At 64.8% G+C, this 25,553-nt stretch carries 25 protein-coding genes and 4 pseudogenes; 20 read left to right on the top strand and 9 right to left on the bottom strand.

Annotation, left to right across the window (positions count from 1 at the left end):
• The first annotated feature begins 10 nt into the window (after positions 1 to 10).
• The 5 genes and pseudogenes from AB2L57_RS02290 to AB2L57_RS02270 all read left to right on the top strand — a co-directional run bounded on the left by AB2L57_RS02290 (position 11) and on the right by AB2L57_RS02270 (position 3,437).
• Positions 11 to 658 (top strand): TetR/AcrR family transcriptional regulator, encoded by a 648-nt coding sequence (locus AB2L57_RS02290; RefSeq protein ID WP_409047941.1) that lies wholly within the window; start codon positions 11 to 13, stop codon positions 656 to 658.
• A complete protein-coding gene (locus AB2L57_RS02285; protein WP_409047940.1) occupies positions 651 to 1,010 on the top strand; it encodes a hypothetical protein in 360 nt (119 codons plus the stop codon). Before AB2L57_RS02290 ends, AB2L57_RS02285 begins: the two co-directional genes overlap by 8 nt.
• Entirely contained in the window at positions 1,007 to 1,636 is a 630-nt protein-coding gene (locus tag AB2L57_RS02280) for a GyrI-like domain-containing protein (RefSeq protein WP_292814145.1), read from the top strand. Before AB2L57_RS02285 ends, AB2L57_RS02280 begins: the two co-directional genes overlap by 4 nt.
• Positions 1,637 to 1,641: 5 nt before the next feature.
• On the top strand, positions 1,642 to 1,944 hold the full coding sequence (locus AB2L57_RS02275; RefSeq protein ID WP_292814148.1) for a putative quinol monooxygenase: 303 nt from the start codon (positions 1,642 to 1,644) through the stop codon (positions 1,942 to 1,944).
• Positions 1,945 to 2,226: 282 nt separating this feature from the next.
• Positions 2,227 to 3,437 (top strand): annotated as a pseudogene (locus AB2L57_RS02270) (integrase core domain-containing protein).
• Positions 3,438 to 3,704: 267 nt separating this feature from the next.
• On the opposite strand, the gene AB2L57_RS02265 reads toward AB2L57_RS02270, so the two are convergent.
• From AB2L57_RS02265 to AB2L57_RS02255, 3 genes are all read right to left on the bottom strand, one after another.
• Positions 3,705 to 4,625, bottom strand: coding sequence for a potassium channel family protein (locus tag AB2L57_RS02265; RefSeq protein ID WP_409047939.1), 921 nt, complete (start codon positions 4,623 to 4,625; stop codon positions 3,705 to 3,707).
• 83 nt (positions 4,626 to 4,708) lie between these two features.
• Positions 4,709 to 5,338 carry a DUF305 domain-containing protein gene (locus AB2L57_RS02260; protein ID WP_304689518.1) on the bottom strand — a complete coding sequence of 210 codons (630 nt, stop codon included), beginning with the start codon at positions 5,336 to 5,338 and terminating at the stop codon, positions 4,709 to 4,711.
• Positions 5,339 to 5,409: 71 nt separating this feature from the next.
• Positions 5,410 to 5,802: a four-helix bundle copper-binding protein gene (locus AB2L57_RS02255; RefSeq protein WP_370651852.1), complete on the bottom strand. Its 393-nt coding sequence runs from the start codon at positions 5,800 to 5,802 to the stop codon at positions 5,410 to 5,412.
• A gap of 480 nt (positions 5,803 to 6,282) precedes the next feature.
• Between AB2L57_RS02255 and AB2L57_RS02250 the strand changes: the two genes are divergently transcribed.
• Positions 6,283 to 8,250 (top strand): heavy metal translocating P-type ATPase, encoded by a 1,968-nt coding sequence (locus tag AB2L57_RS02250; RefSeq protein ID WP_409047938.1) that lies wholly within the window; start codon positions 6,283 to 6,285, stop codon positions 8,248 to 8,250.
• 25 nt (positions 8,251 to 8,275) lie between these two features.
• Positions 8,276 to 8,620, top strand: coding sequence for a metal-sensitive transcriptional regulator (locus AB2L57_RS02245; protein ID WP_292815833.1), 345 nt, complete (start codon positions 8,276 to 8,278; stop codon positions 8,618 to 8,620).
• 168 nt (positions 8,621 to 8,788) lie between these two features.
• Here AB2L57_RS02245 and AB2L57_RS02240 read toward each other — a convergent pair whose 3' ends face one another.
• Entirely contained in the window at positions 8,789 to 10,162 is a 1,374-nt protein-coding gene (locus AB2L57_RS02240; RefSeq protein WP_409047937.1) for an IS1634 family transposase, read from the bottom strand.
• A gap of 80 nt (positions 10,163 to 10,242) precedes the next feature.
• On the opposite strand from AB2L57_RS02240, the gene istA reads away from it, so the two are divergent.
• From istA to AB2L57_RS02225, 3 genes and pseudogenes are all read left to right on the top strand, one after another.
• Positions 10,243 to 11,805, top strand: a complete 1,563-nt coding sequence (istA, locus tag AB2L57_RS02235; RefSeq protein ID WP_409046895.1) for an IS21 family transposase — start codon at positions 10,243 to 10,245, stop codon at positions 11,803 to 11,805.
• The gene (locus AB2L57_RS02230) at positions 11,802 to 12,548 is read left to right on the top strand and encodes an ATP-binding protein (RefSeq protein WP_409046896.1); all 747 of its coding nucleotides are present in this window, start codon (positions 11,802 to 11,804) and stop codon (positions 12,546 to 12,548) included. The genes istA and AB2L57_RS02230 overlap by 4 nt, the downstream gene beginning before the upstream one ends.
• Before the next feature lie 468 nt (positions 12,549 to 13,016).
• Positions 13,017 to 13,109: pseudogene (locus AB2L57_RS02225) on the top strand (CopY family transcriptional regulator); the annotation flags it as partial.
• A 159-nt stretch (positions 13,110 to 13,268) separates the two neighbouring features.
• On the opposite strand, the gene AB2L57_RS02220 reads toward AB2L57_RS02225, so the two are convergent.
• From AB2L57_RS02220 to AB2L57_RS02205, 4 genes are all read right to left on the bottom strand, one after another.
• Complete coding sequence (locus AB2L57_RS02220; protein WP_292815851.1) at positions 13,269 to 13,520, bottom strand: hypothetical protein; 252 nt, start codon at positions 13,518 to 13,520, stop codon at positions 13,269 to 13,271.
• A gap of 244 nt (positions 13,521 to 13,764) precedes the next feature.
• Positions 13,765 to 15,366, bottom strand: a complete 1,602-nt coding sequence (gene lnt / locus AB2L57_RS02215; protein ID WP_292815850.1) for an apolipoprotein N-acyltransferase — start codon at positions 15,364 to 15,366, stop codon at positions 13,765 to 13,767.
• The gene (gene lgt / locus AB2L57_RS02210; RefSeq protein WP_409047936.1) at positions 15,363 to 16,373 is read right to left on the bottom strand and encodes a prolipoprotein diacylglyceryl transferase; all 1,011 of its coding nucleotides are present in this window, start codon (positions 16,371 to 16,373) and stop codon (positions 15,363 to 15,365) included. The genes lnt and lgt overlap by 4 nt, the downstream gene beginning before the upstream one ends.
• On the bottom strand, positions 16,346 to 16,813 hold the full coding sequence (locus AB2L57_RS02205) for a M23 family metallopeptidase (RefSeq protein WP_409048663.1): 468 nt from the start codon (positions 16,811 to 16,813) through the stop codon (positions 16,346 to 16,348). Before AB2L57_RS02205 ends, lgt begins: the two co-directional genes overlap by 28 nt.
• A gap of 7 nt (positions 16,814 to 16,820) precedes the next feature.
• Here AB2L57_RS02205 and AB2L57_RS02200 point away from each other — a divergent pair, with 7 nt between their 5' ends.
• Positions 16,821 to 17,315, top strand: coding sequence for a hypothetical protein (locus AB2L57_RS02200; RefSeq protein WP_304689533.1), 495 nt, complete (start codon positions 16,821 to 16,823; stop codon positions 17,313 to 17,315).
• Between the two features lie 50 nt (positions 17,316 to 17,365).
• On the opposite strand, the gene AB2L57_RS02195 is transcribed toward AB2L57_RS02200, so the two are convergent.
• Positions 17,366 to 17,800: a hypothetical protein gene (locus tag AB2L57_RS02195; protein WP_409047935.1), complete on the bottom strand. Its 435-nt coding sequence runs from the start codon at positions 17,798 to 17,800 to the stop codon at positions 17,366 to 17,368.
• Positions 17,801 to 18,069: 269 nt separating this feature from the next.
• Between AB2L57_RS02195 and AB2L57_RS02190 the strand changes: the two genes are divergently transcribed.
• The 9 genes and pseudogenes from AB2L57_RS02190 to AB2L57_RS02150 all read left to right on the top strand — a co-directional run.
• Positions 18,070 to 19,281, top strand: coding sequence for an integrase (locus AB2L57_RS02190; RefSeq protein WP_409046856.1), 1,212 nt, complete (start codon positions 18,070 to 18,072; stop codon positions 19,279 to 19,281).
• Positions 19,282 to 19,503: 222 nt separating this feature from the next.
• On the top strand, positions 19,504 to 20,742 hold the full coding sequence (locus AB2L57_RS02185; protein ID WP_304689527.1) for a peptidoglycan DD-metalloendopeptidase family protein: 1,239 nt from the start codon (positions 19,504 to 19,506) through the stop codon (positions 20,740 to 20,742).
• A 103-nt stretch (positions 20,743 to 20,845) separates the two neighbouring features.
• A complete protein-coding gene (locus AB2L57_RS02180) occupies positions 20,846 to 21,289 on the top strand; it encodes a DUF6153 family protein (protein ID WP_304689528.1) in 444 nt (147 codons plus the stop codon).
• Between the two features lie 75 nt (positions 21,290 to 21,364).
• Positions 21,365 to 21,970 (top strand): DUF305 domain-containing protein, encoded by a 606-nt coding sequence (locus tag AB2L57_RS02175; RefSeq protein WP_409047934.1) that lies wholly within the window; start codon positions 21,365 to 21,367, stop codon positions 21,968 to 21,970.
• An 89-nt stretch (positions 21,971 to 22,059) separates the two neighbouring features.
• A complete protein-coding gene (locus AB2L57_RS02170) occupies positions 22,060 to 22,965 on the top strand; it encodes a hypothetical protein (protein ID WP_051513316.1) in 906 nt (301 codons plus the stop codon).
• Between the two features lie 61 nt (positions 22,966 to 23,026).
• Positions 23,027 to 23,467 carry a hypothetical protein gene (locus tag AB2L57_RS02165; protein ID WP_036297898.1) on the top strand — a complete coding sequence of 147 codons (441 nt, stop codon included), beginning with the start codon at positions 23,027 to 23,029 and terminating at the stop codon, positions 23,465 to 23,467.
• Between the two features lie 99 nt (positions 23,468 to 23,566).
• Positions 23,567 to 24,232, top strand: a complete 666-nt coding sequence (locus tag AB2L57_RS02160; protein WP_036297896.1) for a thioredoxin domain-containing protein — start codon at positions 23,567 to 23,569, stop codon at positions 24,230 to 24,232.
• Between the two features lie 128 nt (positions 24,233 to 24,360).
• Positions 24,361 to 25,273, top strand: a pseudogene (locus AB2L57_RS02155) (cation diffusion facilitator family transporter).
• Positions 25,266 to 25,514: pseudogene (locus AB2L57_RS02150) on the top strand (copper resistance protein CopC); the annotation flags it as partial. The pseudogenes AB2L57_RS02155 and AB2L57_RS02150, both read left to right, overlap by 8 nt.
• Between the last annotated feature and the right edge of the window lie 39 nt (positions 25,515 to 25,553).

The following is a 25,553-nucleotide window of genomic DNA, read 5'->3' as shown; positions in this document are numbered from 1 at the left end:
GATGGCCGCCATGGCTGGTGTGGGACGCCCGCGTGCATTCGATCCCGACGTTGTCCTGGATGCTGCCATCGATGTCTTCTGGCGGCGTGGCTATGAAGGCGCGAGCCTGTCGGAGTTGACCGCCGCGATGGGCATCAAGCCGCCCAGTCTCTACGCCACGTTCGGGGACAAGGCACGGCTGTTCCAGTCGGCACTGCGCCGTTACGTGGATCGCAACATGGGCTACATCACCGACGCCCTCGCCCAGCCGACCGCCTTCGCCGTCGCCGCGGCCTTCCTCACCGGAAACGTGATCGCGGTGACAACTCCCGGACGCCCCGCGGGCTGCCTTTCCGTGCAGGCTGCGGTCGCCACAGAGGGATCCACGCAACTCGCGCACCTAACTGAGAACCGGGCGCGGATCCAGTGCCTCTTCGCCGACAGGTTCCGCCGAGCAATCAACGAGGGCGACCTCCGAGAAGACGAGGACCCCGACGAGCTCGCAGCCTTCTTGATCACCGTGAGCAGCGGGTTCGCCATCCGCGCAGCCGATGGGGTGACCCGCGAATCCCTCCTGGCGATGGCGCGACACGCTCTGACCGGCTTTCCCACACCGCTCAGCACCTCACGCTTCGCCGAGCATCAAGCCACCGACCCGAAGGATCACACCCATGCCTGAGCAGACATCGTCGCTCTCCGTCGCGCGAGAGCAAGCTCTCGCGGTCCGATCCCTGTACGAAGTGCTCGAGGAGCGCATCAACGGGAAAACCTGGTCATTGCACGAACTGATGATCGGATTCTCCAACGACGTCGGCTCCATCGGCCGCCTCCTCCTCGCCCACGACGGGACCTGGGCCATCGACGGTGATCCGAAAGCCGAGCTGGAACACAGACTCGCCGAATCGATCTGGTGGACATTCGTTCTCGCCGACAAGCTCGATATCGATCTGGACGAGGCTTACGCCGACACGATGTCCAGCATCCGTGCCGGACTGGAATCGACCATCGCCCGCACCGAGCCGCGCGCATGACCACCCCTGAGCTGACCCAGCACCTGCACGCATCCGACACGCCCGAGCACGTACGGACACCCCGCGTGGACTACGTCGCCGTGCTCGGCAACGGCGCCCCCGGCAGCGACGAGTTCTACCGCAAGAAGATCCTCGTCTCCGGCATCGCCCGCGCCCTCACCGAGAGCGACGAGACTCCCGTCGTGGAGCTCCAGTTCTGGTACCTGGGAGGCTCCGCTCCGGTGGAGATCGCGGACTTCTACAGCGTGAACCCGATCCCGACCCTGCGGTATCGGGTACTCACGCGCGTACCCGAAGGCACGACCGAAGCGGACATCGCCGCCGCGCGCGCCCGCGCCGCGAGCACCGCGGACACCGCCGGCGACGACGTCACGGCATTCTCGATCCCGGAGCAGGACGTCGTCCAGGTCATGCACCACGGACCGTTCGCGGACGAATTCGCAACCCTCGAACGCCTCGGCGACTACGCGCGACGCCGAAATCTGCACCGAGCCGGCCCCCACCACGAGATCCATCTCGACACCTTCACCCGCTCCACCCCGCAGGGCACCCTGCGCACGATACTCAGAGACCCGGTCAGCGGGGATGCGGCCGAGGTGACCGACGGATCACCCCGGGTACCGTGAAGCTCATGACCTTCGCAAACGTGGGCACCCTCGGCGTCCGGCCCGGTAGACGTGATGACGTCGTCGCGATTCTGACGCGACCCAACCCCCAGCTCAACGAGGCCGGCTGCCTCCTGTACGAGGTCGGCATCAGCGACGACGAGCCCGACACCGTGTTCGTCGCGGAGTTGTGGACATCCGCCGAAGCACATCGTGCGTCACTGCAACTCGACAGCGTTCGTGCGGCGATCGAAGAGGCGATGCCGCTTCTGTCGGGCCACATCGGCGGACATCAGTTCACCGTCACCGGCTCACCACTCCGCGGCTGATCCTGCGCCCGCTCATTGTCAACGCCAGGTCAGCGCGCCAGCCCCGCCATGACCCTGGACGTCTACAGCGACCTCTTCGATGACGACCTTGACGCCCTTGCGGACCGGTGTCATGTCTCACGACATCGGTGACGAGTCTGCATCAGGACATCGGTGACAGTTCGGGGCTGTTTGGTGGTGACACTTCTCCTCTATTTGTGAGGGATGAGCCGTGTTGAGCCTGTCGATCCTCGTGTCCGTCTCGCGATCGCGCAGTGGCCGCCGGATGCGCCGCGTGGGGTAGTGACGACGTTCTGCGCGGAGCATTCGATCTCGCGGAAGACGTTCTACGCGATCCGCAATCGCGCCCTCGTCGAGGGGCAGGCCGCGGCGCTCGAGCCGCGGAGCCGGCGACCGAAGTCCAGCCCGACGGCCATCGCCGACGACGTCAAGGTTCAGGCAGTGGGGGTGCGGCGCGCGCTGGAGGAGTCCGGGCTGGATCACGGGCCGATCAGCGTGCACGACAAGATGATCGCCCTGGGGATGGCACCGGTGCCGTCGATCGCTGCTCTGGCGCGGATCTTCCGGGAGGCCGGTGTCGCCCGAGTCGAGCCGAGGAAGAAGCCGCGGGCCGCGTATCGCCGGTTCGTGTATCCGGCGCCCAACGCATGCTGGCAGCTCGACGCGACCGAGTACGTCCTCGCCGGCGGCCGCAAATGCGTGATCTTCCAGCTCATAGACGACCACTCCCGCTACGCCGTCGCGTCCCACGCCGCCGTCGGCGAGACCTCCAGAGACGCGATCCGGGTGGTCCGCAAGGCGATCAAACGTCACGGTGTTCCTCAGCGGCTGCTGTCGGACAACGGCATCGCACTGAACCCCTCACGCCGCGGAATCATCGGGCAGCTCGTCGAGTATGTGTCCCGGCTCGGCGTCGAACCGATCACCGGGAAGCCCTACAAGCCGACCACGCAAGGCAAGAACGAGCGGTTCCACCAGACCTTGTTCCGCTACCTCGACAAGCAGCCCATCGCCGGCAACCTCCGAGAACTGCAGGCTCAGGTCGACCGGTTCGACCACATCTACAACACCGAACGCCCGCATCAGGCGTTGCCCGGCCGGATCACACCGTTGCAGGCGTGGGAAGCGACACAGAAAGCGACCCCGCCCAGACCTCGAACCATCAAACGCAAGCCGAACGATCCGCTCCCGCCGGCACCCTCGCCGAACGGTCGGGTGCTCGACGGGATCCGCGTCGCGACAGTCCATCCGAACGGATCAATCAAGGTCCGCGGCTGCATCTTCAACATCAGCTACCCGATGCGCGGACAGGACGTGTTCGTCCTCTACGAGCCCGCCGGGATCATGGTCTTCGACGAACGCGGCACCCTCATCGTCGAACACCTCTGGCCACCACCCGGCATCCGCTACGTCGGCAACGGCAGGCCCCGCGGACCCAAACCCAAAGAACTGCCACCGATGTCCTGATACAAGAAGTGTCACCGATGTCCTGATGCAGAACCGTCACCCATGTCCTGAGACATCACACCGGCCCCAGCTGATCGAATCCGACTGAAACCGGCCTCAAAAGTGGCGGTGACGGTGGGATTTGAACCCAAGCAGGAACACCTTTCATACGTGCACAACAGGCCGGCTTCGCTGTCATTCCGCGAGACTTGACCTTTCGGCCGTGTACTGCGAAGGCCCTGAGCTTTCGTCAATCTTTCTCACGGCGTTCCCACGGGCTCGGGCCTCGTGCGGGGCAAGGAAAGTGCCTTCTTTCAGCCCGCGGAGCGGGTTCCTCCTTGATCGCGTGCTATTGCGTCAATGATGGCGGGGATGTCGTCGCCGGCTTGCTGCAAGAACTCGTCCTGCAGCAGGGTGGCGAGGTCGGAAACGGCGACCGTGAGCACCTCTCCGGCGGCCACCACGATGGGGATGCGGCTCTTCTTGGCCGTTTTCGCGATGCCCCAGCCGGTGGTCATCGCTTGGGGCAGCGCGAGGGACCGATCCTTCTCGGCGAAGTAGTAGGTTTCGGCGCTCTGCATGAGATCGACGCGGGTTTGCGCGAGGGCTGAGGCGATTTCGTTCATCACCAGCGCATCGGTCTCGTACGCTTCGTCGCGTTCCAGGCGGGACACGAACCCGCCTTCAACGAGACTCCGGGTCCGCAAGGTGGTAGTGCGGCGACGGTTCAGCGCGGGGTAGAGCTGCATGATCCACGATACGGCGGCGGTGAAGAGAATGAAGCCGGTGAGTGCGTGGAGCGGGGCAAGTATTCGCAGCGCGGGGGTGGTCGCGACGACGTCTCCGTAGCCGAGGGTCCCAAGCGTGACGAGGGAGAGGTAGATCGACGAGAAGAGATCGGGATAGCGGTCCGGGTTGATACCCGGGGCAAAGCTGAAGCCGTCCGGCATCTGAGGCAGATAGATCAGTGTCCACCCGAAAACCTGCAGCGCTGCCCAGACGACGATGACCAGGACGATTCCCACCGGCCCGGCAAGCGGTGACGGGCTCCCCCTCGGCCACCGGGATACCCGCCAGGTTCCGCGCATCACCCACGTGCTCACCCCTCCGCGGCCGGCGGGGTGAAACAGCGTGTGGAATACGTCACGAAGGCCAACGAGAATCAGTGCGACACCGACTACGACGGACAGCACGTCATAGTCTCCGGCAGCATCGCGTCGTTCCTCGACTTTCATTCTCTCCTTCGACTAGGCAAGCACCACCGCTTCAGCCTCAGATGGCGATGCGGCGTAACATGCCCGTCGGGCTCCTACGCCAGTTACTCGGCGGGGCACTGGCGCGCGGCGGCGCGATCGAACTCGGGTACCTCGCGGGCCTCAGCCTCGGCGACAGTGGCGGCGATGCCGTTCTCCTCGATGTCCTTGATCAGCCAGTCCATCTCGAGGATCTCGTTTCGCTGAGCTTCGCTGATCGAGATCGCGAGTTCGCACACGCGCACATCCTGAATCTGCGCCCGTTCGGAACGGGTGATGGCGAGCGAGTGATGCGGGATCATTGCGCTCATCCAGTCCGTGTCATCCACCGTGATCTGGCTGCGGTCGAGAGCGATGCCGCCGCCGATCAGCAAAACCCCGACTGCGACGATCGCGATGTTCGCTTTCGTGTTCTTGTACATGTTCAGCATCCAGGCGATCATGACCAACACCATGGTGCCGCCCATCGTGACCGCCATGAACACACGGCTCTCGCTGAAGCGGACGTGGCCCCACTCCCACGAACCGGCGAACATCACCCAATACATGACGACCATCGCGGTGAGGATCATCGCCGCGAATCGCAGATACATCGGCATCTGCATCCGCGACTTCTGCTCCGTCTGGTGCTCGTTGTGGTCACGCTGTTGGTCGTTGTTCTGATTCGTCGACAAACGGATCATCTCCTCATTCACTCATTCGTAATCATTCACTCATTCGTACCGTCGATTGCCTCTCGTCGGTCGAGGCGCGATCGGTCGCGCTCTCAGGCGGCGAGCATCTCGACGCAGGCCTGCTCGCAGTGGCGGCACGCCTCTGCGCAGATCTTGCAGTGCTCGTGCATCTCGGCGTGCTGCTCGCACTCCTCCGCGCAAGCGGCGCACGCGGCTCGGCACGCCTCGAGGACCGCACGAATAGTGTCGGGGTTGCTGCCCGTCTGGCGGGTCAGTACGGCAGCGGTCGCGGCGCAGACGTCGGCGCAGTCTAGGTTCTTGCGGATGCATTCGGTGAGCTCCGCGACCATGTCCTCGCTGAGGCACGCGTCAGCGCACGCGGCACACGACTGGGCGCACTCCACGCACGCCTCGATACACGTCAGCAGCGCATTGCTCGCATCGGCCTTCGGGTGGGTGCGCAGCATGTCTCCCGTAATGGTCATCGTCATTGCTCCTTTCCCGCCGGGCGGATGCCCGACCAGCGGCACGCTACAACGGGCATACCCATCCACGGAGGGGGTTGCATACCGGTAGGGGGCTGCGGTACTAAGTCACACGTACGTAGCAAGCCAGAGCGTCTCGCGCACGGCCGCCATACCCAATGGGGGTATACAGTGAACTTGTCGCCATACCAACAAAGGCGACCCCCCAGGAGGGGAAGTTGTCATGTCGATGAACGAGTTTCGGGTATGGATATGACATGCGGGCTCGATGGAGCCCGCTGAATCGCTCGCTCACTCTGTTCCACCCGATGATCGCGACGACGTTGTCGATAGGAAAGGCCCATGACCTCAAACACCTCTGACCACGCCCCTGGGGGGACGCACCCCGGGGAGCACGTTCAGCACACCGGACAGATGGCAGAGCACGACGCACACTCAGAACACGGCGGGGCACATGCGGGCCACGGGGCCGATCACGTAATGCAATTTCGTCGGCTGTTCTGGATCAACCTGATCATTGCCGTACCCGTCGTGGCGTTCTCGAGCATGTTTGCGATGCTCGTCGGATACCAGCTGCCCGACTTCCCGGGCGCCGCATTCATCGCCCCCGCGCTAGGTACCGTCATGTATGTGTGGGGCGGGCGCCCGTTCCTCACCGGTGCGGTCGCCGAATTGCGTGCCCGCACCCCCGGCATGATGCTGCTGATCGCCCTCGCCATCACCGTCGCGTTCCTCGCCTCCTGGGGCGCGAGCCTCGGGCTGTTGGATCACGAGCTCGAGTTCTGGTGGGAGCTGGCGCTGCTGATCGTGATCATGCTGCTCGGGCACTGGATCGAAATGCGCTCGCTCGCACAGACCACCTCGGCCCTCGACTCGCTCGCGGCGCTCTTGCCCGACGAGGCCGAACGGGTCGAAGACGACGACGTGGTCACTGTCTCCCCCTCCGACCTCCGGGTCGACGACGTCGTGATCGTCCGCCCCGGGGGCAGTGTTCCCGCCGATGGGCGCATCGTCGATGGCAGCGCCGACATGGACGAGTCCATGGTCACGGGGGAATCCCGCACCGTGTCGCGCGGTGTGGGCGACCCGGTCGTCGCGGGCACCGTCGCCACCGATTCGGGACTGCGCGTGCGGATCACCGCGACGGGTGACGACACCACCCTCGCCGGCATCCAGCGGCTCGTCACCGAGGCGCAGGCCTCGTCGTCGCGGGCGCAACGTCTCGCCGACCGCGCCGCAGCGTGGCTGTTCTGGTTTGCACTCGCGTCCGCCGTGATCACCGCGCTCGTCTGGAGCGTCCTCGGCAATCCGGACGCCGCCGTCGTGCGAACCATCACGGTGCTGGTGATCGCGTGCCCGCATGCGCTCGGGCTCGCGATCCCCCTCGTGGTGTCGATTGCGACCGAGCGCGCCGCGCGCGGGGGCGTGCTCGTCAAGGACCGCCTGGCGCTCGAGAGCATGCGCACGATCGATGCCGTGCTCTTCGACAAGACCGGCACGCTCACCAAGGGTGAGCCGACCGTCACCGACGTGCAGACGGTGGGGGATGTCGACCCCGACACCGTGCTGCGCTTCGCCGCCGCGGCCGAAGCCGACAGCGAGCATCCGCTGGCCAGGGCAATCGTGCGCGCCGCACACGATCAGGGCCTGGACGTGCCGCGCGCATCCGGCTTTCGCTCCTCCCCCGCCGTCGGCGTCACGGCGATGGTCGAGGGCACCGAGATCCGAGTCGGCGGGCCGGCACTGCTCGCCGAGGCCGCAGCATCCGAGATCCCCGCCGCCGACGCGTGGCGAGATGAGGGCGCGATCATCCTGCACGTCATGCAGAACGGCGCGGTCATCGGCGGGCTACGGCTCGCGGACGAGATCCGGCCCGAATCGCGCGAAGCCGTCGACGCGCTGCACGCCCTCGGGGTCGAAGTCGTCATGATCACCGGCGACGCAGATGCCGTCGCGCGCACAGTCGCGGGCGAACTCGGCATCGACCGGTACTTCGCGGGCGTCCGCCCCGAAGACAAGTCCGCGAAGGTCGCCGAACTACAACACGGCGGACGCAAGGTCGCGATGGTGGGCGATGGCGTAAACGATGCCCCCGCCCTCGCGCAGGCCGATGTCGGCATCGCAATCGGCGCCGGCACCGACGTCGCGATCGCCTCCGCCGGAGTCATCCTCGCCAGCTCCGACCCCCGCTCGGTAGTGTCAGTCATCGAGCTTTCGCGGGCGAGCTACCGCAAGATGCAGCAGAACCTGTGGTGGGCCGCCGGTTACAACTTGATCTCGGTCCCGCTAGCCGCCGGCGTGCTCGCGCCGATCGGATTCGTGCTGCCGATGTCGATTGGTGCGATCCTGATGTCACTGTCGACGATCGTCGTCGCAATCAACGCCCAGCTGCTCCGACGCCTCGATCTGCAGCCCGAGGCATCCGTCCGCTCCGTCCTAAATCGCTAGCCCTAAACCGCCAGGAGGTCGCGCCATGTCATCCACCGTTGACGAGCTCATCCACGAGTCGGAGACCGAATCCGGATCCGGGTCCGCCGGACACGGCTACATCACCGACAAATCCAAGTTCCTCAACCGGCTGAAGCGCATCGAGGGGCAGGCGCGCGGCGTGCACAAGATGGTCGAAGACGAGAAGTATTGCATTGACATCCTGACGCAGATCAGCGCGCTCACCAGCGCGCTGCAGGTCGTTGCCGTAGGGCTGCTCGATGAGCACCTCAAACACTGCGTCGTCGACGCCGCGCGGGCGGGAGGCGACGAGGCGGACATCAAGATCAAGGAAGCCACCGACGCCATCGCGCGACTCGTGCGGTCCTGATTCCCACCAAAAGAAGGCAGCGCGGCGGCCGGCCTCATACGCCGCGCACCGACAATTCCCGATCCCTGCTTACTGCCGCCCGTTTGTCGCGCGGCAGGCGCGGCGCAAGCGCGAGACGCACCCTTCACGCGCAAGGAGAATGACCTGGCGCCCCTGAGTCGTGCCAAGTTAGTGCCCCGCGGTGGCCTCGAGGATGGCGTGCGCTTCGGCTCCGGGCGGGATCGTTGCGGTCAGTTCGTTCCCGTTGATGCGGATGGTGACGTCGCGCAGCGGCCGCAGGGTGCGGACGATCTTGCGGATGCTCACGCCGGTGGCGGCTTGGAGGTGGCGTGAGATCGCGAGGGCGGTGAACACGATCGTGAGGTGCGCGTGGATCGAGTCGGCTTCGTGGTGAAACATCGGTCGTGCGCGGAGGTCGGTCTTCGCCATCCGGAACGACGCCTCGACCTGGAACAGCTCGTGATACGCCGCCACGATCTCGCCGCCGGGGAGCCGGATCGCGGGGATGTTGGTCACATAGCCCTTCAATCCGGCGAGTTGGCGGGCCCGGTCGACAAGGGCTTGATCGACCGCGGGGCGGGTGCCGGTGAGTTTCACGAACCGGTCCTTTTTCAGCGGTCTCTTCCCGTCGGCGATCTTCTGCGCCCGCTCGACTTGCTTGTCCAGGGTGTGGTTGTCACGCCGGTCACGCTTGGCCGAGTAGTGATAGACCACCCGCCGCTCCCGTGCGTTCGGCCCGACGCCCATGATCCGTTTCGATTCCAGGGTGCCGCCGTCGTAGAGGACACCCCCGTGCCGATCGAAGTGCTCGGCGAGGTCGTAGGGGGCCTTGCTGATCCTGGACCCGACGATGAACGAGAACCCGGCATCCTCGATCTGGTTCAAGTTGCTGGCAGACAGCATGCCGGCGTCCGCAACGACCACGACATCATCGACCTGGTGACGGTTCTGGAACGCGCGCAGCACCGGGAGCAGGGTAAGGGTCTCACCGGTGTTGCCGGGGAACTCGTGGACCTCGAGCGGGAACCCGTCCGGAGTGACGAGCATCCCCACGACGATCTGCGGGTCGACGCGGCGTTCCTTGCTCATCCCCACCTTGCGGAGCGCGTCCTCGTCTTCGGCTTCGAAGTAAAGGGTGGTGACGTCGTAGAGCACCAGCTTCAGCTGGCCGTGCCGGGTCGCATGTGCAAAGGCGGCGGTGGCGAGCTTGCCCCTCCAATCCTGCTCAACACACCTCGCGAGGGTTCGCCAGATCGTCCGCAGCCCCGGCGCCTCGACCCCGAGTTCGTCCAGGACCCGGATCGTGTCGGCCTTGCTTGTCGGCTCGACCACACGGGCGAGGACGAGCTTCATGAACACGTCGTCGTCGACCACAGCATGAAACCCGAGGCGTCGATATGCGCTCTCGAGCACCTCCCAGATCACTCGGGACCGGGAACCGGTCACGATCGGCGCCACCTGAGTATTCGCTCTTCTGAGGGCCACCGATATTGCGGCCGAGGGCCGGTCGCGCAGTGACGGGATCGCTTCGTTGGAGGCCACCAAATATTCGGGTTCAGGGCCATCGTTTCTAGGCTCCTTCTGCCGCGCGGACCTATCGCGCGGCAGAAGGAGTAGTTCGGATGGTACGCAGGATCAAAGCGAAGCTGGTGCTGAGGCTTCGCGCAGAAGGATTCACGGGGCGGCAGATCGCCGCGCAGGGCATGTCCCGCACGAGCGTGGCGGCAGTCATCGACGCCGCTGACCGGGGAGGGATCGGCTGGGACGACGTCGCTGATCTCGACGAAGCCGAGGTGTATGCGCGGCTGTTTCCGGGGCGGGGTGAGCATGACAGTGTTCACGCGCAGCCGGACTGGGAGCGGGTGCATCGTGAGCTCGCCCGTGTCGGGGTGACGCTGAAGCTGTTGCACGGCGAGTACGTCGACGCCTGCCGCACCACGGGATCGACGGCGATGGGGTACGACCGGTTCTGCAAGACCTACCAGCAGCACGTGCTGATCGCCGGGGCCGCGTCGCGGGTCGGTCACAAGGCCGGGCAGACGGTCGAGGTCGACTGGTCGGGCAAGACGATGCAGCTGACCGACCCGGTCACCGGGAAGCAGGCGCGGGTCTACGTGTTCGTCGGCACGCTGCCGTTCTCGAGGTTCGCGTTCGTGGAGCCGACGCTGGACATGAAGCAGGACACCTGGTTGCGCGCGCACGTCGCGATGTTCGACTGGTTCGGCGGCAGTGTTCCGCGAATCGTGCCAGACAACCTGAAGACCGGGGTGCTGAAGCATCCCGCGGAGGGCGAGGTGGTGCTCAACGACGCCTATCGAGAGCTCGCGGCGCACTACTCCGCGGCGGTGCTGCCCGGCCGGGTGAGGAAGCCGAAGGACAAGGCGAGCGTCGAGAACACCGTCGGGAACATCGCGACTTGGGTGATCGCCGGACTCCGGGATCGGCAGTTCGCGACGCTGCCGGAGCTGCGGGCGGCGGTCTATGAGCGGGTGGCCGCTTTCAACGCGGAGCCGTTCCAGAAGCGCGCCGGCTCGCGGCTGGGCGTGTTCGAGGGTGAGGAGAAGCCGCTGCTGCGGCCGCTGCCGCAGGTGCCGTTCGAGATCTCGCGGTGGTTCTACGGCCGCCGGGTGCAGAAGAACGGGCACGTCGTGTTCGAGCGCAACTTCTACTCCGTCCCCTACGTGAACATCGGCCGTAGCGTCGACCTGCGCATCACCGACACCACGCTGGAGATCTTCGACGGCGATCAGCGCCTGACCAGTCATCTGCTCGCCCCGGTGGGGGCCTCGAACGAGTACCGCACCCACGACGCGGACCTGCCGGGCAGGCCCCGCTACCGGCAGTGGGACGCCGACCGGGTTCGGGAATGGGCAGCCCGGATCGGCGAGGACACCACGACGGTGGTGAACCGGATCTTCGAATCGGTGCCCGTCGACGAGCAGGGCCTCGACGCAGCCCTGGCGGTGCTACGGCTGACGCGCCGCTACTCCGCGGCCCGGGTGGAAGCAGCCGCCGGCATCGCGCTCGCATCACGGGTCCGCTCGCCGCGCTACGCGCACCTGCGGCCCATCCTCGAATCGAACCAGGATCACCCCGACGGCAGGAGCCCCTGGTCGGAACCGGCGATAGCGGAGCCCGCAGGCTACGTCCGCGGGGCGGACTACTACGCGGGAGGCGCCCGATGAGCCGGCTCGACTCCGAGACGAAGCGGAAGCTCCGGGAGATGGGCGTCGCGTCGCTGGTCGACGCGCTCGAGGTCCAGGACGACACCCTCACCCTGGGGATGGTGTTCGAGGAGCGCGTGAAACTGGCCGTCGACGACGCCCACGCCGCGTTCAGCCACGCCAAGGTCGAAGGCCTGATCCGGCGGGCGGGACTGCGCTACCCGAACGCGGACCTGCGCCGCCTCGACCTGCTCGAACAACGCGGCCTGGACCGCGGTGTGATCGCCCAGCTCGGCACCTGCCAGTTCATCACCCGTCAGCAGAACGTCGTGTTCCAAGGCTTCACCGGCTCCGGGAAGAGCTACCTCGGATCCGCGCTGGCGAAGCAGGCCTGTCAGCACCGCTACCGGGCGCACTACATCCGCATGCCCGACCTTGAAGAATCCTGGGCCACGGCGAAGGACAAGCCGGCAGGGAAGGAGAAGTGGTTGCGCAAGTACGCCGCTTTCACCCTCCTCGTGATCGACGAATGGCTCCTGGACAGCCCCGACGACAGCGTCCGCGGCATGCTGCTCGAGCTCCTCGAACGCCGCTACGACGCCTCGTCGACGGTGTTCTGCACCCAGTACGCGAAGAAGGACTGGCACCAGCGCCTCGGCTCCGGAGTCCACGCCGACGCGATCATGGACCGCATCGTCCACAACACCATCTGGATCGAGACCGGCGACGTCAACATGCGCGAACACACCGCCACGACGAACTGAGCCCAGCCGGTGAGCGCCACCACCCACCCCGGGTGGCGCTCACCGGCAATACTCACTGGCCCCGAATCCCAATATCGAATGGCCCTGAACCTCAATATCCAGTGGCTCTCAAGAGTCCAAATACTCACCACCCCAGTCGGCGCGGTCGGCGTCAACGCGTCGAGGTCGAACGCGAGCTGCCCGACGGTGATCCGTTCTTTCGCGATCTGCACCAGCGCGGCCAGTTGCGCGTCGTCGTGCGCGGAGCCGATGTGCTCCACGATCGTGCGGACCCCACGATGCTTGCGGACGATCTGGACCGCCGTCGCGCCAGACGCGGTCCTCACCTTCCGCACAAACAACCCCACCGAGCGAGTCTAAATCGACGCGGTTAGTGCCCCGCACGGACACCAACACCCCCGGAAAATCAACGATCCCAAGCCCCCGAAACCAGAATCACGAGAAAATGGCACGAGTCAGGTCAAACACTGCGTCGTCGACGCCGCGCGGGCGGGAGGCGACGAGGCGGACATCAAGATCAAGGAAGCCACCGACGCCATCGCGCGACTCGTGCGGTCCTGATTCCCACCAAAAGAAGGCAGCGCGGCGGCCGGCCTCATACGCCGCGCACCGACAATTCCCGATCCCTGCTTACTGCCGCCCGTTTGTCGCGCGGCAGGCGCGGCGCAAGCGCGAGACGCACCCTTCACGCGCAAGGAGAATGACCTGGCGCCCGAGGCATCAGGACGGTTTGCGGCTGGCCACCACTGCCCCGACGATCACCAGTAGCGCGGCAGCAGGATAGCCTGCGACGAGGTCGACCCAACCTTCCGGCTGAGCCGGCCCGAAAGCTTCCAAATGCGCAAGCCAGTGAATGATGCCAACTGCTGCTCCACCGATCATGATCACTTGACCAGTGCGGAGATATATCCGGCGGCGGCGGTACCGCTTCTGGAGTTCTTCAGGGGCGGGCTCTCTACGCGGCGTGTCCATATACTCTCCTTGCTTGTATGGGTTTGTGCAGCACCAACGTGCTGCGGCGACAAGTGCTGCACTTCGGCACTCAATGTGCCGACACGGACAGTGAGTGAGACCAGGTCGGGGCGCGTCGCCGACGGTTCATTGCAGGGCCCACGTTTAGGCGAGCGCGAGCGCCTGTGCCGGTACGGACCTCGCCATTGGGTACGTGCTTCACGTTCACGGCGCGTTCAATCGCCGCACCCCTCGTGGTGGCGAGTCACGCATCACAAATTCCCCAAGCGCGATCGGTGCTGCGGCGGGATGACTTCGACGAGAGTCGAGGCGCCGCACCCGCCGCGAGTAGGACAACGAGGGCGCCCACACCGATCTGGTCGAGCCATGGTGCTACGGCCATCGCTGGGGTGACCGAGTCGGATAGCGGCGCCTCGGCGACCATGGCAGAACTTGTGAATGGCGCTATCGTGGCGATCTCTGCACCGTCGGGCGCGATGATCGCGGATGATCCCACAGTGGACGCGTTGACCACGGATCGAGCTGTCTCCATGGCGCGGGCGCGCGCGATGGAGAGCTGCTGCTCACCCTGAGCTGAATCACCGAAGTCAGCATTATTGGATGGGACGATCAGAATCTCGGCTCCCGCCGCGATGATTTCCCGAGCGAGCCGGTCGGAGACGATGTCGAAGCAGAGTGCCACACCGATCGGGACGCCGTCGACCTGGACGGTGGCGCCTGTCGTGCCCGGGGTCATATCGACAGGAATCAGTGACGGAACGAACGGCAGGAGGCTTGACCAAAGTGCACGGTCCGGAAGGAATTCGGCGAAAGGGACCGGGTACCTCTTGTCATATTGTTCGACTACTCCCACGCCCGCGCGCCAGACGAGTGCGCTGTTGAAGACCTCACCGTCGTCTACCGTGAGCGTGCCGAAAAGGATAGGCGCGCTCACCCGATCGGAGATCCCGTCGAGCGAGGCTTGAACTTCGGCGATTCGCGCGACGTCAACATCAACAGAATTCTCAGGCCACACCAGAAGATCGAGATCTTCGCCATAGAGCGATTGCGTTGCACGCACATGATCGCCGAAAATTCTCCCCGGCGCACTGGCGTTAAAGATGCCGGCGTCCGAGTTGCCCTGCGCCGCACCAACTCGCATAGTTCCTGTTTCGTTGTAGGAAAAAGAGGGCACGGCCACGAGAGCGGCCAGAAGAACGAGTGGAGCGGATGCGTGCCCCAGTCCGAGCGAGCGTGCGACCTGCACGAGCATCGTGCTCATCACGACGACAGCGAAAGTAGTTCCGGCTACCCCGACCCACGGCAGTAGGTCGCGCAATGGGCCGTCGACCTGGCTGTAGGCGAGTCGACCCCACGCGAAGCCACCATACGGCCAGTTCCCAGCAACGAAATCGCGTCCTACCCACGCCGCTCCCACCAGCACGGGAACCACCACCATCCGGGTGAAGTCTCCCGGAATCCACTCCTCAATCGTCCGCCAGCCGGCGATCATGATTGCGGCGGCGCCCACCGACATGAGTACCTGCAACGCGACGAGTGCTGCCCAGGGTGCGGGACCGAGATAGGTCGTCAACCAGACAATGTGAATACCCCAGAAACATGTCGCTCCCGCCGCAGCTCCCGCCAGCGCATGGGTCATCCGTGGTGCCGTCAGAACGCAGACCTGCAGCGCGACGCCCACGAGCGCGAAGGGCCAAGACCCGACTGGGGGAAACGCGAGCGTCGTGAGAGAACCCCCCAGTGCGCCAAGAGCCAGAGTCCGCAGGAAGGCATATCGGGGCGCCCGTCGCCGCGCCGACTTCGTGTGGCGGGGGCGAACCGCGTCGAGCGGGACCGGGATGGTCACGGTCCCGGGGGGTTATCGCCCGCCACGCGGGGGTCGGAGTCGGACGCTACGAAGGTTGAGCGGTGGGATTGCCTCTCACTCCCGAGAGTGCGGCCACTCTCCTGGTCGCTTGAAGCGGTTTTCGGGGAGCGGCCCTGTCGGTAAACGCTTAGTTCGGGCTCCGGGTGCCGGGCCGCTTGGACAACGACGAGAACCACGCCGGCAATCGCGACGACGAGCGCTGTGAGCACGTTTATCTTGACGCCCCAGATTTCGAGCTCGGTGGGGTCGATACGAATGGATTCGAACCACGCCCTGCCCGTGCCGTAGATAAGCAGGTAGACGCCGAGCGCCCTGCCCCACCTCAGGTCATAACGACGCTCCAGAAGAAGGATCGTCGCGGCGCCTGCGAGATTCCACAACATCTCGTACAGAAAGAGCGGGTGAAAAATCGTGCCCGGCGGCAGGCCCTCCGGGAAAGCGGCGCTCTGCGGGTCGATTTGAAGCCCCCACGGAAGAGTGGTCGGAAGGCCGTAGAGCTCTTGATTGAAGTAGTTCCCCAGCCGACCTACTGCTTGCGCGATGAGCATGGCCGGTGCGAGTGCGTCGGCGAAGGACAGGAACCGGATTCCCGCGATGCGGCATCCGATCATCGCGGCAGCGCCCCCGACGAGGACGGCACCGAAAATGGCGAGTCCCCCCTCCCAGACATAGAGCACGCGCCACAGATCAGCGCCCGGGTAAAAATAGTCGTTGGGATGGGTGATCACATGGTAAGAACGTCCACCGGCGATCCCGAAAGGGACCGCCCACAGCGCGATGTCGACGACAACGCCGCGGGCGCCACCTCGCCGTTCGAGGCGCCGAGAAGCCAGCCACGTGGCGATCGCAATCCCCAAAATGATGAATAGCGCATAGAAGCGAAGTTCGAAGCCGCCGAGATAGACAGAATTGATGGAGGGGCTGGGAATACCCGCCGTGAACATCAGGCCGCTGCCGTTCAAGGATTCACCTTTGCCGACAGCCACGCGTAGGGGTCGATGTAGGTACCGTCGGCTCGCATCATACCGAGGTGTAGGTGGGGGCCTCCGCTCAGTCCGGTATCGCCGACTTTGCCGACGAGGTCACCGACACTGACCGAATCACCGGCCCGGAGAGCCAGCGTCCCGACTGCCATGTGTGCGTACAGGCTGCTGATTTTCTCCCCGTCGACGACGTGGTCGATGATCGCGTACACGCCCCACTGGCTGCTGTCGCTGGCTGACGCTTCCCGTACGACGCCATCGGCGACCGCTTGGATCGCCGAGCCGGCGCCCGGGTTCATATCGATCCCGTTGTGATCCTGCGGGCAACCAGGGCACGGTGATTCGCGCCATCCGAACCCGCTGCTGATCGGAACTCCGGTCAGAAAGGGCCACTGTATCGCGCCGCTGTAGTTGACGAATGTGGATGCTGTCTGCGCATACACTCCCGTCGTGATCGCGCTCGCACTGACGTACGTTCCCCGATCGAGGGGTGCGCCTGTCACCTGGATGTCGAGGTCAAGCGATTGGGCCTCGCCGTCGGAGCCACTTGCTTCCACCGTGTCGCTCGACACCGATGCCGGGAATGAGGCGCCGCTGGCGGGAAGAGCGAAACTTAGCGCTAGCGCCACCGCGGACGACATCGCGGTCGCCGACACAATTTGTCGCCGGAACGACGAACGACGTGTCACGGCGAGCGCAGGGTTGGGTGGCGCCGATGGTGGCAGTGTCAGGCGCTCCTTTCCGCTCTCCCTGATGCTTCGGCGGGTCGGCGAGGTAGCGGGCATAGACGGGTCTGAGGATGAGGGCATTGTGCATTCCGGGAGGAGAGATGTCGCGCGCACCGGCGCGGAAGAAAAGCGCGAGGATCCAGGTAGCGGATCACTCGTGACGCGGTCGCGGATCATGAGGCAGACCGGTCTTGACTCACGCCGCCACGCCGCCTGAAAATACGCGGCGTGGGGCGGTAACGAGCACCGTGACGAAAACGGGTGTGCTCAGGTCCGACTGATCGAGAGGACGTGAAGATCTGGTGCGCTGTGAAGGAGCACCCGCGCACGGAAACCCGTCCCTGAAGGGGGAACCAGACGTGTCGACAGCCAGAATCGCCGCGACGCCCGTGCGAGCCCGAGGCCTAAGGCAGCGACGAACGCGTAGACCGCGACAACCATGCACGCAAACAGGTCACCCATGTGGGATGAGCAATTTGAATCGCAGGGTTCAGCAACGGAAGAAGAACCGTCCGATGCGGAGGACAATATCGGGTTCTCCATAATGCTCTGCGAAAGGGACACTTCCGACGAGCCTGCGACGTTGTGCTCGCCCTCGCCCCCTGCATGCATCGCCAGAAGGGCGAGCACGAAGAGCGACACGAGCGTGACGAGCCAGAGGGTCGCGCCCTGCGTGCGTGTGCCGTCGCGAAGAATGTTCACTCGCGCCTTCCTGCCGCAGGGCTCGTTACGTGATCGTGATGACTTCAGGACAGAGTACAAGATCTGCATCCGAGACTTTCCTGTGAACCACACCTGGTAGGTATCGCCAACTGCAGTTGCTCGGCGTGTCTGGACAAGCGCGCTGGATGATCGGTGTAAGGGTAGCGAACGTTTCCCGCTATCGTCACCCGTCGACGAGACTCAGCTAAAAGGTCCGGGAAGGGCTGCGCGTGCCTCACGTAGGAATGTCCGCGTAGTTCCCTGGGGTGATGAGCAGGGAGTTGTCGATGGCGGCGCGCCGTGAGATCACGAAGAAGTTCGCCCGCGAGTATGCGAAAGCAGGCAAGGAAGAGAAGGGCCGGCTGCTGGACGAGCTTGTGCACGCGACAGGCTGGACGCGTGATCACGCGCGCCGCGCGATCCGTGCCGCGAACGCACGCAAAGGTGCCGCGCGCGATCAGCAGCGTAAGCCGCGTGAGCGGAAGTACTCCTACGATGCGCTCGTGGTGCTGCAAGAAGTCTGGCGGCTGTCCGGGCAGCCGTCGGGAAAGTACTTCGCGGCGATCATGGACGACACCCTCGAACGCCTCGTCCGCTTCCGTGAGCTCGGCAAGGTCGAGCAGCGGGTCACACCGGAGGTGCTGGACGAGTTGCGATCGATGAGCGCCGCGACGATCGACCGGTACCTGAAACCGCACAAGGACGCCGCCTACCCGGTCGCGGTCTCGGGCACGAAGCCGTCCCACATCCTGCGCTCTTCGATCCCGACGCGCACCAGCATGGACGCCCCGCTGACCGTCCCGGGGTTCCTGGAGCTGGACACCGTCGCGCACTGCGGCCACTCCCTCAAAGGCGAGTTCCTGCGCACCCTGACCGGCACCGACCCGGTCGCGGGGTGGACGATGCTGCGCACGATCCGCAACAACGCCTACGTGCACGTGCACGGCGCCCTGGAATGGATGGTGAAGAACGCGCCCGTCCCGGTCGCCGGGCTCGACTTCGACAACGGATCCGAGTTCATGAACTGGGGCGTGATCGCCTGGGCGGACAAGAAGGAGATCCCCGTCACCCGGGGGCGTCCCTACAAGCACAACGACAACGCGCACGTCGAGCAACGCAACGGCGACTGGGTCCGCAAACACGCGTTCCGCTACCGCTACGAGACCGAGGCGGAGATGACCCTGCTCAACGAGCTCTGGGATTTCGTGATGGCCCGCAAGAACCATCTGCTGCCCTGCGTGAAAGCGATCGACTGGACCCACACCGCAGCCGGCCGGAAGAAGCGCGTCTACGACAAGCCACGTACCCCCTACCAGCGGTTGCTCGACGCCGGTGTGCTCGACGAGAAGACCCGCGCCCGACTGGAGCGCGAGCATGCGAAGCTGAACCCGGCACGGATCACCCGACGGATCAACCAGATCCAGCAACAACTCATCGAACTCGCCGCCGCCCGCACCCAGGGCACCCGCCCCGCCGCCTGAGCTACGCGGACATTTCACGTGAGGCAAGCATCACTCACTCCCGGACATCTTGACGTGAGGCAAGACGCCCGTCGCACGAGGAGTCCAATGTCCCGCTACCTTCCGCCGGTGGCGCTTCCCGCTGTCGACTGCGGGTGTGCACCATCCGCAGAGGAACTACGCAAACTTGAAGGACCGCGACGCGATGCGGGCGTCAGACACACATTGGGGCGGCGGGGCTTCGTGCGCATCGGCGCGCTCGGGCTGCTCGCCGCGGCGTCGCTCGGGGTGGCTGCTCCGGCCTTCGCTGCCACGTATCCGTCCTGGGACGATGTGCAGCGCGCCCGCGACAATGAAGCCGCGAAAGCCACCGAGATCTCGCGCATTCAAGGGTTCATCGCAACACTGAACGCCAACGTCATACGGACGCAGGCAGCAGCAGAGGAAGCGTCTCAAGAATTCTTCGTCGCGGAGGAGGAGTACTTTGCTGCTGTTGCGCGGGCGGATGAGTTCCAGTCCCAGGCTGATACCCAGGCCGCCGTCGCAGCGACTGCCTCGGAACGAGCGGGCCGCGTTGCAGCGGAGATGTATCGATCGGGTGGCGACGACACGTCGTTGCGATTGTTCTTTTCCGATGCCGGTGACGCCGACCAGCTGCTGAGCAGGTTGGGCAGGGCTGACAAACTTCTGCAGCGAAACCGAGATGCGTTCGCCGATGCCAGCCTCGCGCGCGGGGCGGCACAGTCGCTCAGCGATCAAGCCGCGGTCGCGCGAGACGAACGCGATCGACTCAAGCAGCTCGCTTCGCAGCGAATGGAAGAGTCGCAGGCCGCAGCCGACGCCGCTCAGCAGGCTTTGGACGAACAGTCCACCAACTTGGTCGTCCTGGAGGCTCAGCTGGCGGCACTTCAGGATTCCACTGCACGCACCGTGGCGGACTACCAGGCCGGCGTGGAAGCTCGACGCCGCGCGGAGCAGGAAGCGAGACGCCGCGCGGAGGAAGAGGCACGGCGCGCAGCCGAGGCAGCGGCTGCGCCTGGCGGGGGCGGGGGCGGACAGATCGGGCAGTCGGGTTGGGCGCGACCGTCCGGCGGGCGACCAACGTCACGTTATGGAGCGCGCGCGACAATTTGCGAGAACGGTTATTGCACCGGCTATCACTACGGCACTGACATGGCGACGGGCTGCGGGGCAGGCGTTTTTGCGGCGAGTGCGGGTCGTGTTGCATACGCCGGGACATATGGAGCGTTCGGGCAGCACGTCCGCATCGATCATGGCGGTGGCATATTGACGGCATACTCGCACCTTCAGCAGGGCGGGATATTGGTGGGCTACGGGCAACAGGTCGCAGCGGGCCAGTTGGTTGCGCGGGAAGGGAACTCCGGATTGTCGCGGGGTTGCCATTTGCACTTCGAAGTGTGGCGGAACGGGCAACGAATAAACCCCGAACCGTTCATGAGCGAGCGCGGCATCTCTATCTGACTTGGCAGCCAGGCGCCGACACCCGCCAACTCATCAGAAATCGAATGTACGATACCCCGTAGCGGTATAACCGCCGAATCGGATCCCGGGAAAGGTTTCGCACATGAGCGTTATGCGTCTGCGCGTCGCCCTCACTCGCCGTGTCGGGTATATCCGTCCCCTTCTTCTCGCGACCATAGGCGTCGCGCTCATCATCGTCGGACTGCTGTCCATGCACGGGATGGGCGGAATCGCCGACCACTCGGTGCCCGCCTCAACTCAGGCACACGCTGCTGCCTCGGAATCTCTGCCGCACGACAATCCCGCGCCAACAGATCACGAAGAAGCCGCAGAAGACTGCGCGCCAGCGTGCCCATCAGGCGACATGATGACGATGCTCATGTGCGTGCTCGCCCTGTTGGTGGGTGCTCTTCTCGTCGGCGTTCGCCCCAGGGCCATGAGCGTGCTCCCGCGGCACCTCGTCGCTCCCGAGGTCAAGCGCCGGGTTGAAGACATTGCGCCGCCCGCGCCTCCTGACCTGAACGTCCTCTCCATCAGTCGAACGTGAACGGGTAGCTGCCACAACGCAGTCCCGCGCTGAGCGCGGCTTCACCCACACTAAAACTGAACTTGAGGATAAGAAATGCGCACTCGATCCACCCTGCTCGCCGCAGGAACGCTTGCCACAGCACTCTTTCTAGCCGGCTGCACCGGCACGAGCATGGACGGCATGGACGGCATGAATGGCAACGAGCCATCGACAGGCATGTCGGCGGAGGCGACGGACGTCGATTTCAACGACGCCGACGTTTCCTTTGCGATGGAAATGATCATGCACCACCAGCAGGCGATAGAAATGTCCGACGTTCTCCTCGCGAAAGACGACGTCGCGCCCGAGGTCATCTCTCTCGCCGAACGCATCAAAGCCTCGCAGCAACCCGAAATCGACACCATGAACGGTTGGCTCGCGTCTTGGGGCCGGGAGACAATGGGTTCCATGGGCTCCATGGACAGCATGGGCGGGATGATGTCGGAAGAGGATATGACCGCTCTCGAAGACGCCTCGGGACCGGCGGCATCTTCGCTGTTCCTCGAGCAGATGATCGTGCACCACGAGGGAGCCATCGAGATGGCGCAAGCGCAGTTGACGGATGGGCAGAACCCGGACGCCGTGGAACTTGCGCAGAAGATCATCAACGATCAGACAGCGGAGATCGCAGAGATGGAGCAGCTGCTCACGCAGCTCTAAGCGCTTCGTGCCCGTAGCCACCTGCCATTACGAGGGGTCGCCGTGAAACTGGCGACCCCTCGCTTACCCCTCTTCGCCAGAAAGCGCTCATGACCCGCACGTCCAAACATCGCTCTCAGCGAGGCGGGAGTCAACAACTCCGCCTCGCTGTCACAGTCGTCATCGCCACGCTGACGCTCGTCGGCTGCAGCAACTCACCCGACGCAACAACACCGGAAGGCATCGCCGAGCTCCAACACGTCCATGGCATAGTCGACAATCCCGACGGAGACGGCATCTTGATCGCGACCCACGCCGGCATTTATGGTCTCGACTCCGTAGACGGAAATGGAGAACTGACCAAGCTTGTCGGCGGATGGGAATTCGATGCAATGGGCATCACCTCGACAGCCGATACTCTCTACGCCTCCGGGCATCCTGGGCCCGCGACACCGGAGGGTTTCGGCAGTCCGAACGTGGGCTTGGTTCAATCGGACGACGGCGCCCTCACCTGGCGGAGCGTGTCGCTTGCCGGGGTAGCGGATTTTCACGACCTGAGTGCCGCGTCTGAGGAATCCGAAACCATATACGGGCTGCAGGGCGAGGCGCTGCGCCGCAGCGACGACGGCGGCCAGACGTGGGTCGACCTTCCCCCCGTGCAGGCCCGCGACATTGTCGTGTCCCCCGGCAGCGGAGGCACGCTAAACGCGACAACGGAAGCGGGGCTGGCGGTGAGTTCTGACGGCGGCGAGAGCTTCGTCACCGACCCCCAGGCGCCCGTGATGTATGTCATCGCCGCCCGGAACGACGGAGGCCTCGTCGGAGTCGACCTCGCTGGCACGGTTCGCTACCAGGACGGACCTTCCGCGGAATGGGTTTCCGGGGGCGCTCTCTCGGGTACGGCGCAGGCGTTCAGCTATCTGGACGAGTTCGGAATGCTTCTCGCGGCCGATGATCGAGGAGTGCTCGCGTCGGAGGATTTCGGTGTGTCATGGGTGACCCTGATCGCGTCGTGAATGCGCGCCTAAGCCGGAGCACCTTTAGCGCACCATTGAACGTTGATAGGGTGAGGAGGACATGATCGCCCCGGTGTCGTCCCGACCCTCGTCAATCTTGTCCGAACGCCTGTTGATAACGAAGATCATTACGAGCGTGGCGCTCGCGTTCTTTCTCATCCTCGGCGCGTGGGTGTCGACTCACTCCGAGCAGGAGGCCGCTGCGCCGGTTCCTGTCGGCGTCGCGCTGATCGATTCACACGTCGAAGCGCCCGCTCCGGCCGTTCAGACGATCGTTAGCACATACTCGGGCACCGATTCCCTATGGGGAATAGCGGTGTGCGCATTTGGAGTGCTGTGCGGGCTTCTTCTCGTGCTGATGGCGACCAATTGGTTCCATTCGCGGGGGCGCCCAACCCACGCCAACGTCGCGCTCGCGATGACCCGCGTACTCCTCCTCGCGCCGCCCCTGCCTCGCAAGGTAGCACTTTCACTTACGCAATTGAGCATTTCTCGAACCTGATACTCGCTGCGCCGTCTTGGTGATGGCGTCTCGCTCCGGCCGTCCGCCGGAGGCATCCGTTTCTATGCCGTTCGCGTGTTGAGTGTGTGGAGTTGCTTCGTGAAAACCCCCGTAAAGGCGACATTGATCGCCATTGCTGTCGCTGTCGTTCTGGTACTTGCCGGAATTATCTATGCCCTCGTGAACCAGAGCGAGCCCTCGGCCCTCACAGGCGACGCCGGGGTTGTCTCGGTGGTGCGCCCCGACTCGCATGTCGTCGACGACGGAGGTGATGGCGCGGTCATTGTCGTGGAGTTCCTGGACTTCGAGTGCGAGGCGTGTGGCGCGTTCTACCCGATCGTGGAAGAAATACGGGAAAAGTTCGACGGCGAGATCACCTACGTCATCCGCTACTTCCCGCTGCCCGGGCACACCAACTCCACGAACGCCGCGCTCGCGGCCGAAGCGGCTGCGCAGCAGGACCAGTTCGAGGCGATGTATCAGCGACTGTTCGAGACTCAAGCCGAATGGGGCGAGTCGCAGGAATCCCGCGCGGATATGTTCAGAGGCTTTGCCGAGGGACTGGGGCTCGACCTCGCCGTCTACGACGCGGCAGTCGCAGACCCAGCCACGCTGGCTCGGGTGCAGTCGGACTTCGACGACGGACGCGCGCTCGGCGTCAGCAGCACCCCCACATTCTTCGTAGACGGGGCACTTCTGGAGCTGCAGCAGTGGAATGACCTCGAAGACACGATCGATCAAGCAGTCAACGGAGCGTCCGACTGAAATCGGCGTGAGCCGAGCCGCAGGCAATCGTAGACGCTCGCCACCGACCTCACGTCTCGACGCGGGCGAGGAATGAAGCGATCGCGATGGCCCGTCAGATCATCGACCGCCCCTGAAAGGAGCGAACCGTGGGCGCAGGACACAGCCACGACATGAGCGAAGCGACCCCCCGCAATAAATTGCTCATCGCATTCTCGATCACCCTGGCGGTGTTCGTGGTCGAAGTGATCGGATCGATCATCACCGGCAGCCTCGCGCTGCTGGTCGATGCGGGGCACATGCTCACCGACGTGATCGGCCTCGCGATGGCGGTTACCGCCGCTAACCTCATGAACCGTCCCCCGTCCGACCGGCACACCTGGGGGCTCCGGCGCGCCGAGGTTCTCAGTGCACTCGCCCAGGCCGCCCTTCTCTTGGGCGTGGGGATCTTCGCTCTCGTCGAAGGAATCCGACGTCTATTCGAGCCGCCCGAGATCGCATCCGGCAGCCTGTTGTTCTTCGGGATCGTCGGCCTGGTCGCGAACATCGCGTCCCTGCTGGTACTGATGAGCGGTCGCACACGCAACCTGAACATGCGCGCCGCGTTCCTCGAGGTCCTCAATGACGCACTCGGCTCGGGCGGTGTCATCGCCAGCGCCATCCTGATCGCCACCCTCGGCTGGTACCAGGCAGACGCCATCGCCGGCATCCTGATCGCCCTCCTGATCATCCCACGCACCTTCATCCTGCTTCGCGCCTCCGGCAGCGTCCTGCTCGAATCCACCCCGCCCGCCCTTGACCTGGCGGAGGTACGCCGACACATCCTCGAACTCCCGCAGGTGGTCGCCGTGCACGACCTGCACGCCTCCCAAGTCTCCACCGACCTCCCGACGCTAACCGCACACGTCGTGGTCGACGACACCCTCACCCCGGGAGCAGTCCGCCCGGCTCCTGCGAGCACTCCAGGAATGTGTCGCCGAGCACTTCCCAGTCAGCATCGAGCACGCCACCTTCCAGATCGAACCGCAATCACACCCCGGAGAGCACACCACCCATGCGTAAATCCCGCCGCTACCTCTTTTCCGTCATCGCTGCAGTCCTTCTCGGGTCTGGAATCACGCTCGCGGCGGCAGGCCCGGCGCAGGCGCACGACGACCTCCTGGGCTCCTTCCCGGACGCAGATTCCACGGTCGCTGTCTCGCCGGATGAGATCACCCTGTCATTCAGCGGCGAACTCATCTCTGACATGCAATCAGCGGTCATCGAGGTGACCGCGCCCGGCGGCGAGAACATCGCTACTGACGCCCCGACTGTCAGTGGCACCACGATCACGCAACACCTA

Source organism: Microbacterium sp. HA-8, from assembly GCF_046111165.1.
In the GTDB taxonomy this organism is placed as follows: domain Bacteria; phylum Actinomycetota; class Actinomycetes; order Actinomycetales; family Microbacteriaceae; genus Microbacterium.
This window is presented reverse-complemented; position numbering and strand designations above follow the sequence as displayed.

What these genes read in the sequence shown, in the direction of transcription:
- AB2L57_RS02265 (WP_409047939.1), bottom strand. Translation starts at nt 4,625, where the DNA reads ATGAAAGTCGAGGAACGACGCGATGCTGCCGGAGACTATGACGTGCTG.
- AB2L57_RS02230 (WP_409046896.1), top strand. Translation starts at nt 11,802, where the DNA reads ATGAGCCGGCTCGACTCCGAGACGAAGCGGAAGCTCCGGGAGATGGGC.
- istA (WP_409046895.1), top strand. Translation starts at nt 10,243, where the DNA reads ATGGTACGCAGGATCAAAGCGAAGCTGGTGCTGAGGCTTCGCGCAGAA.
- AB2L57_RS02255 (WP_370651852.1), bottom strand. Translation starts at nt 5,802, where the DNA reads ATGACCATTACGGGAGACATGCTGCGCACCCACCCGAAGGCCGATGCG.
- AB2L57_RS02175 (WP_409047934.1), top strand. Translation starts at nt 21,365, where the DNA reads ATGCGCACTCGATCCACCCTGCTCGCCGCAGGAACGCTTGCCACAGCA.
- AB2L57_RS02170 (WP_051513316.1), top strand. Translation starts at nt 22,060, where the DNA reads ATGACCCGCACGTCCAAACATCGCTCTCAGCGAGGCGGGAGTCAACAA.
- AB2L57_RS02280 (WP_292814145.1), top strand. Translation starts at nt 1,007, where the DNA reads ATGACCACCCCTGAGCTGACCCAGCACCTGCACGCATCCGACACGCCC.
- AB2L57_RS02250 (WP_409047938.1), top strand. Translation starts at nt 6,283, where the DNA reads ATGCAATTTCGTCGGCTGTTCTGGATCAACCTGATCATTGCCGTACCC.
- AB2L57_RS02190 (WP_409046856.1), top strand. Translation starts at nt 18,070, where the DNA reads ATGAGCAGGGAGTTGTCGATGGCGGCGCGCCGTGAGATCACGAAGAAG.
- AB2L57_RS02285 (WP_409047940.1), top strand. Translation starts at nt 651, where the DNA reads ATGCCTGAGCAGACATCGTCGCTCTCCGTCGCGCGAGAGCAAGCTCTC.
- AB2L57_RS02220 (WP_292815851.1), bottom strand. Translation starts at nt 13,520, where the DNA reads ATGGACACGCCGCGTAGAGAGCCCGCCCCTGAAGAACTCCAGAAGCGG.
- AB2L57_RS02275 (WP_292814148.1), top strand. Translation starts at nt 1,642, where the DNA reads ATGACCTTCGCAAACGTGGGCACCCTCGGCGTCCGGCCCGGTAGACGT.
- AB2L57_RS02245 (WP_292815833.1), top strand. Translation starts at nt 8,276, where the DNA reads ATGTCATCCACCGTTGACGAGCTCATCCACGAGTCGGAGACCGAATCC.
- AB2L57_RS02290 (WP_409047941.1), top strand. Translation starts at nt 11, where the DNA reads ATGGCTGGTGTGGGACGCCCGCGTGCATTCGATCCCGACGTTGTCCTG.
- AB2L57_RS02180 (WP_304689528.1), top strand. Translation starts at nt 20,846, where the DNA reads ATGAGCGTTATGCGTCTGCGCGTCGCCCTCACTCGCCGTGTCGGGTAT.
- AB2L57_RS02165 (WP_036297898.1), top strand. Translation starts at nt 23,027, where the DNA reads ATGATCGCCCCGGTGTCGTCCCGACCCTCGTCAATCTTGTCCGAACGC.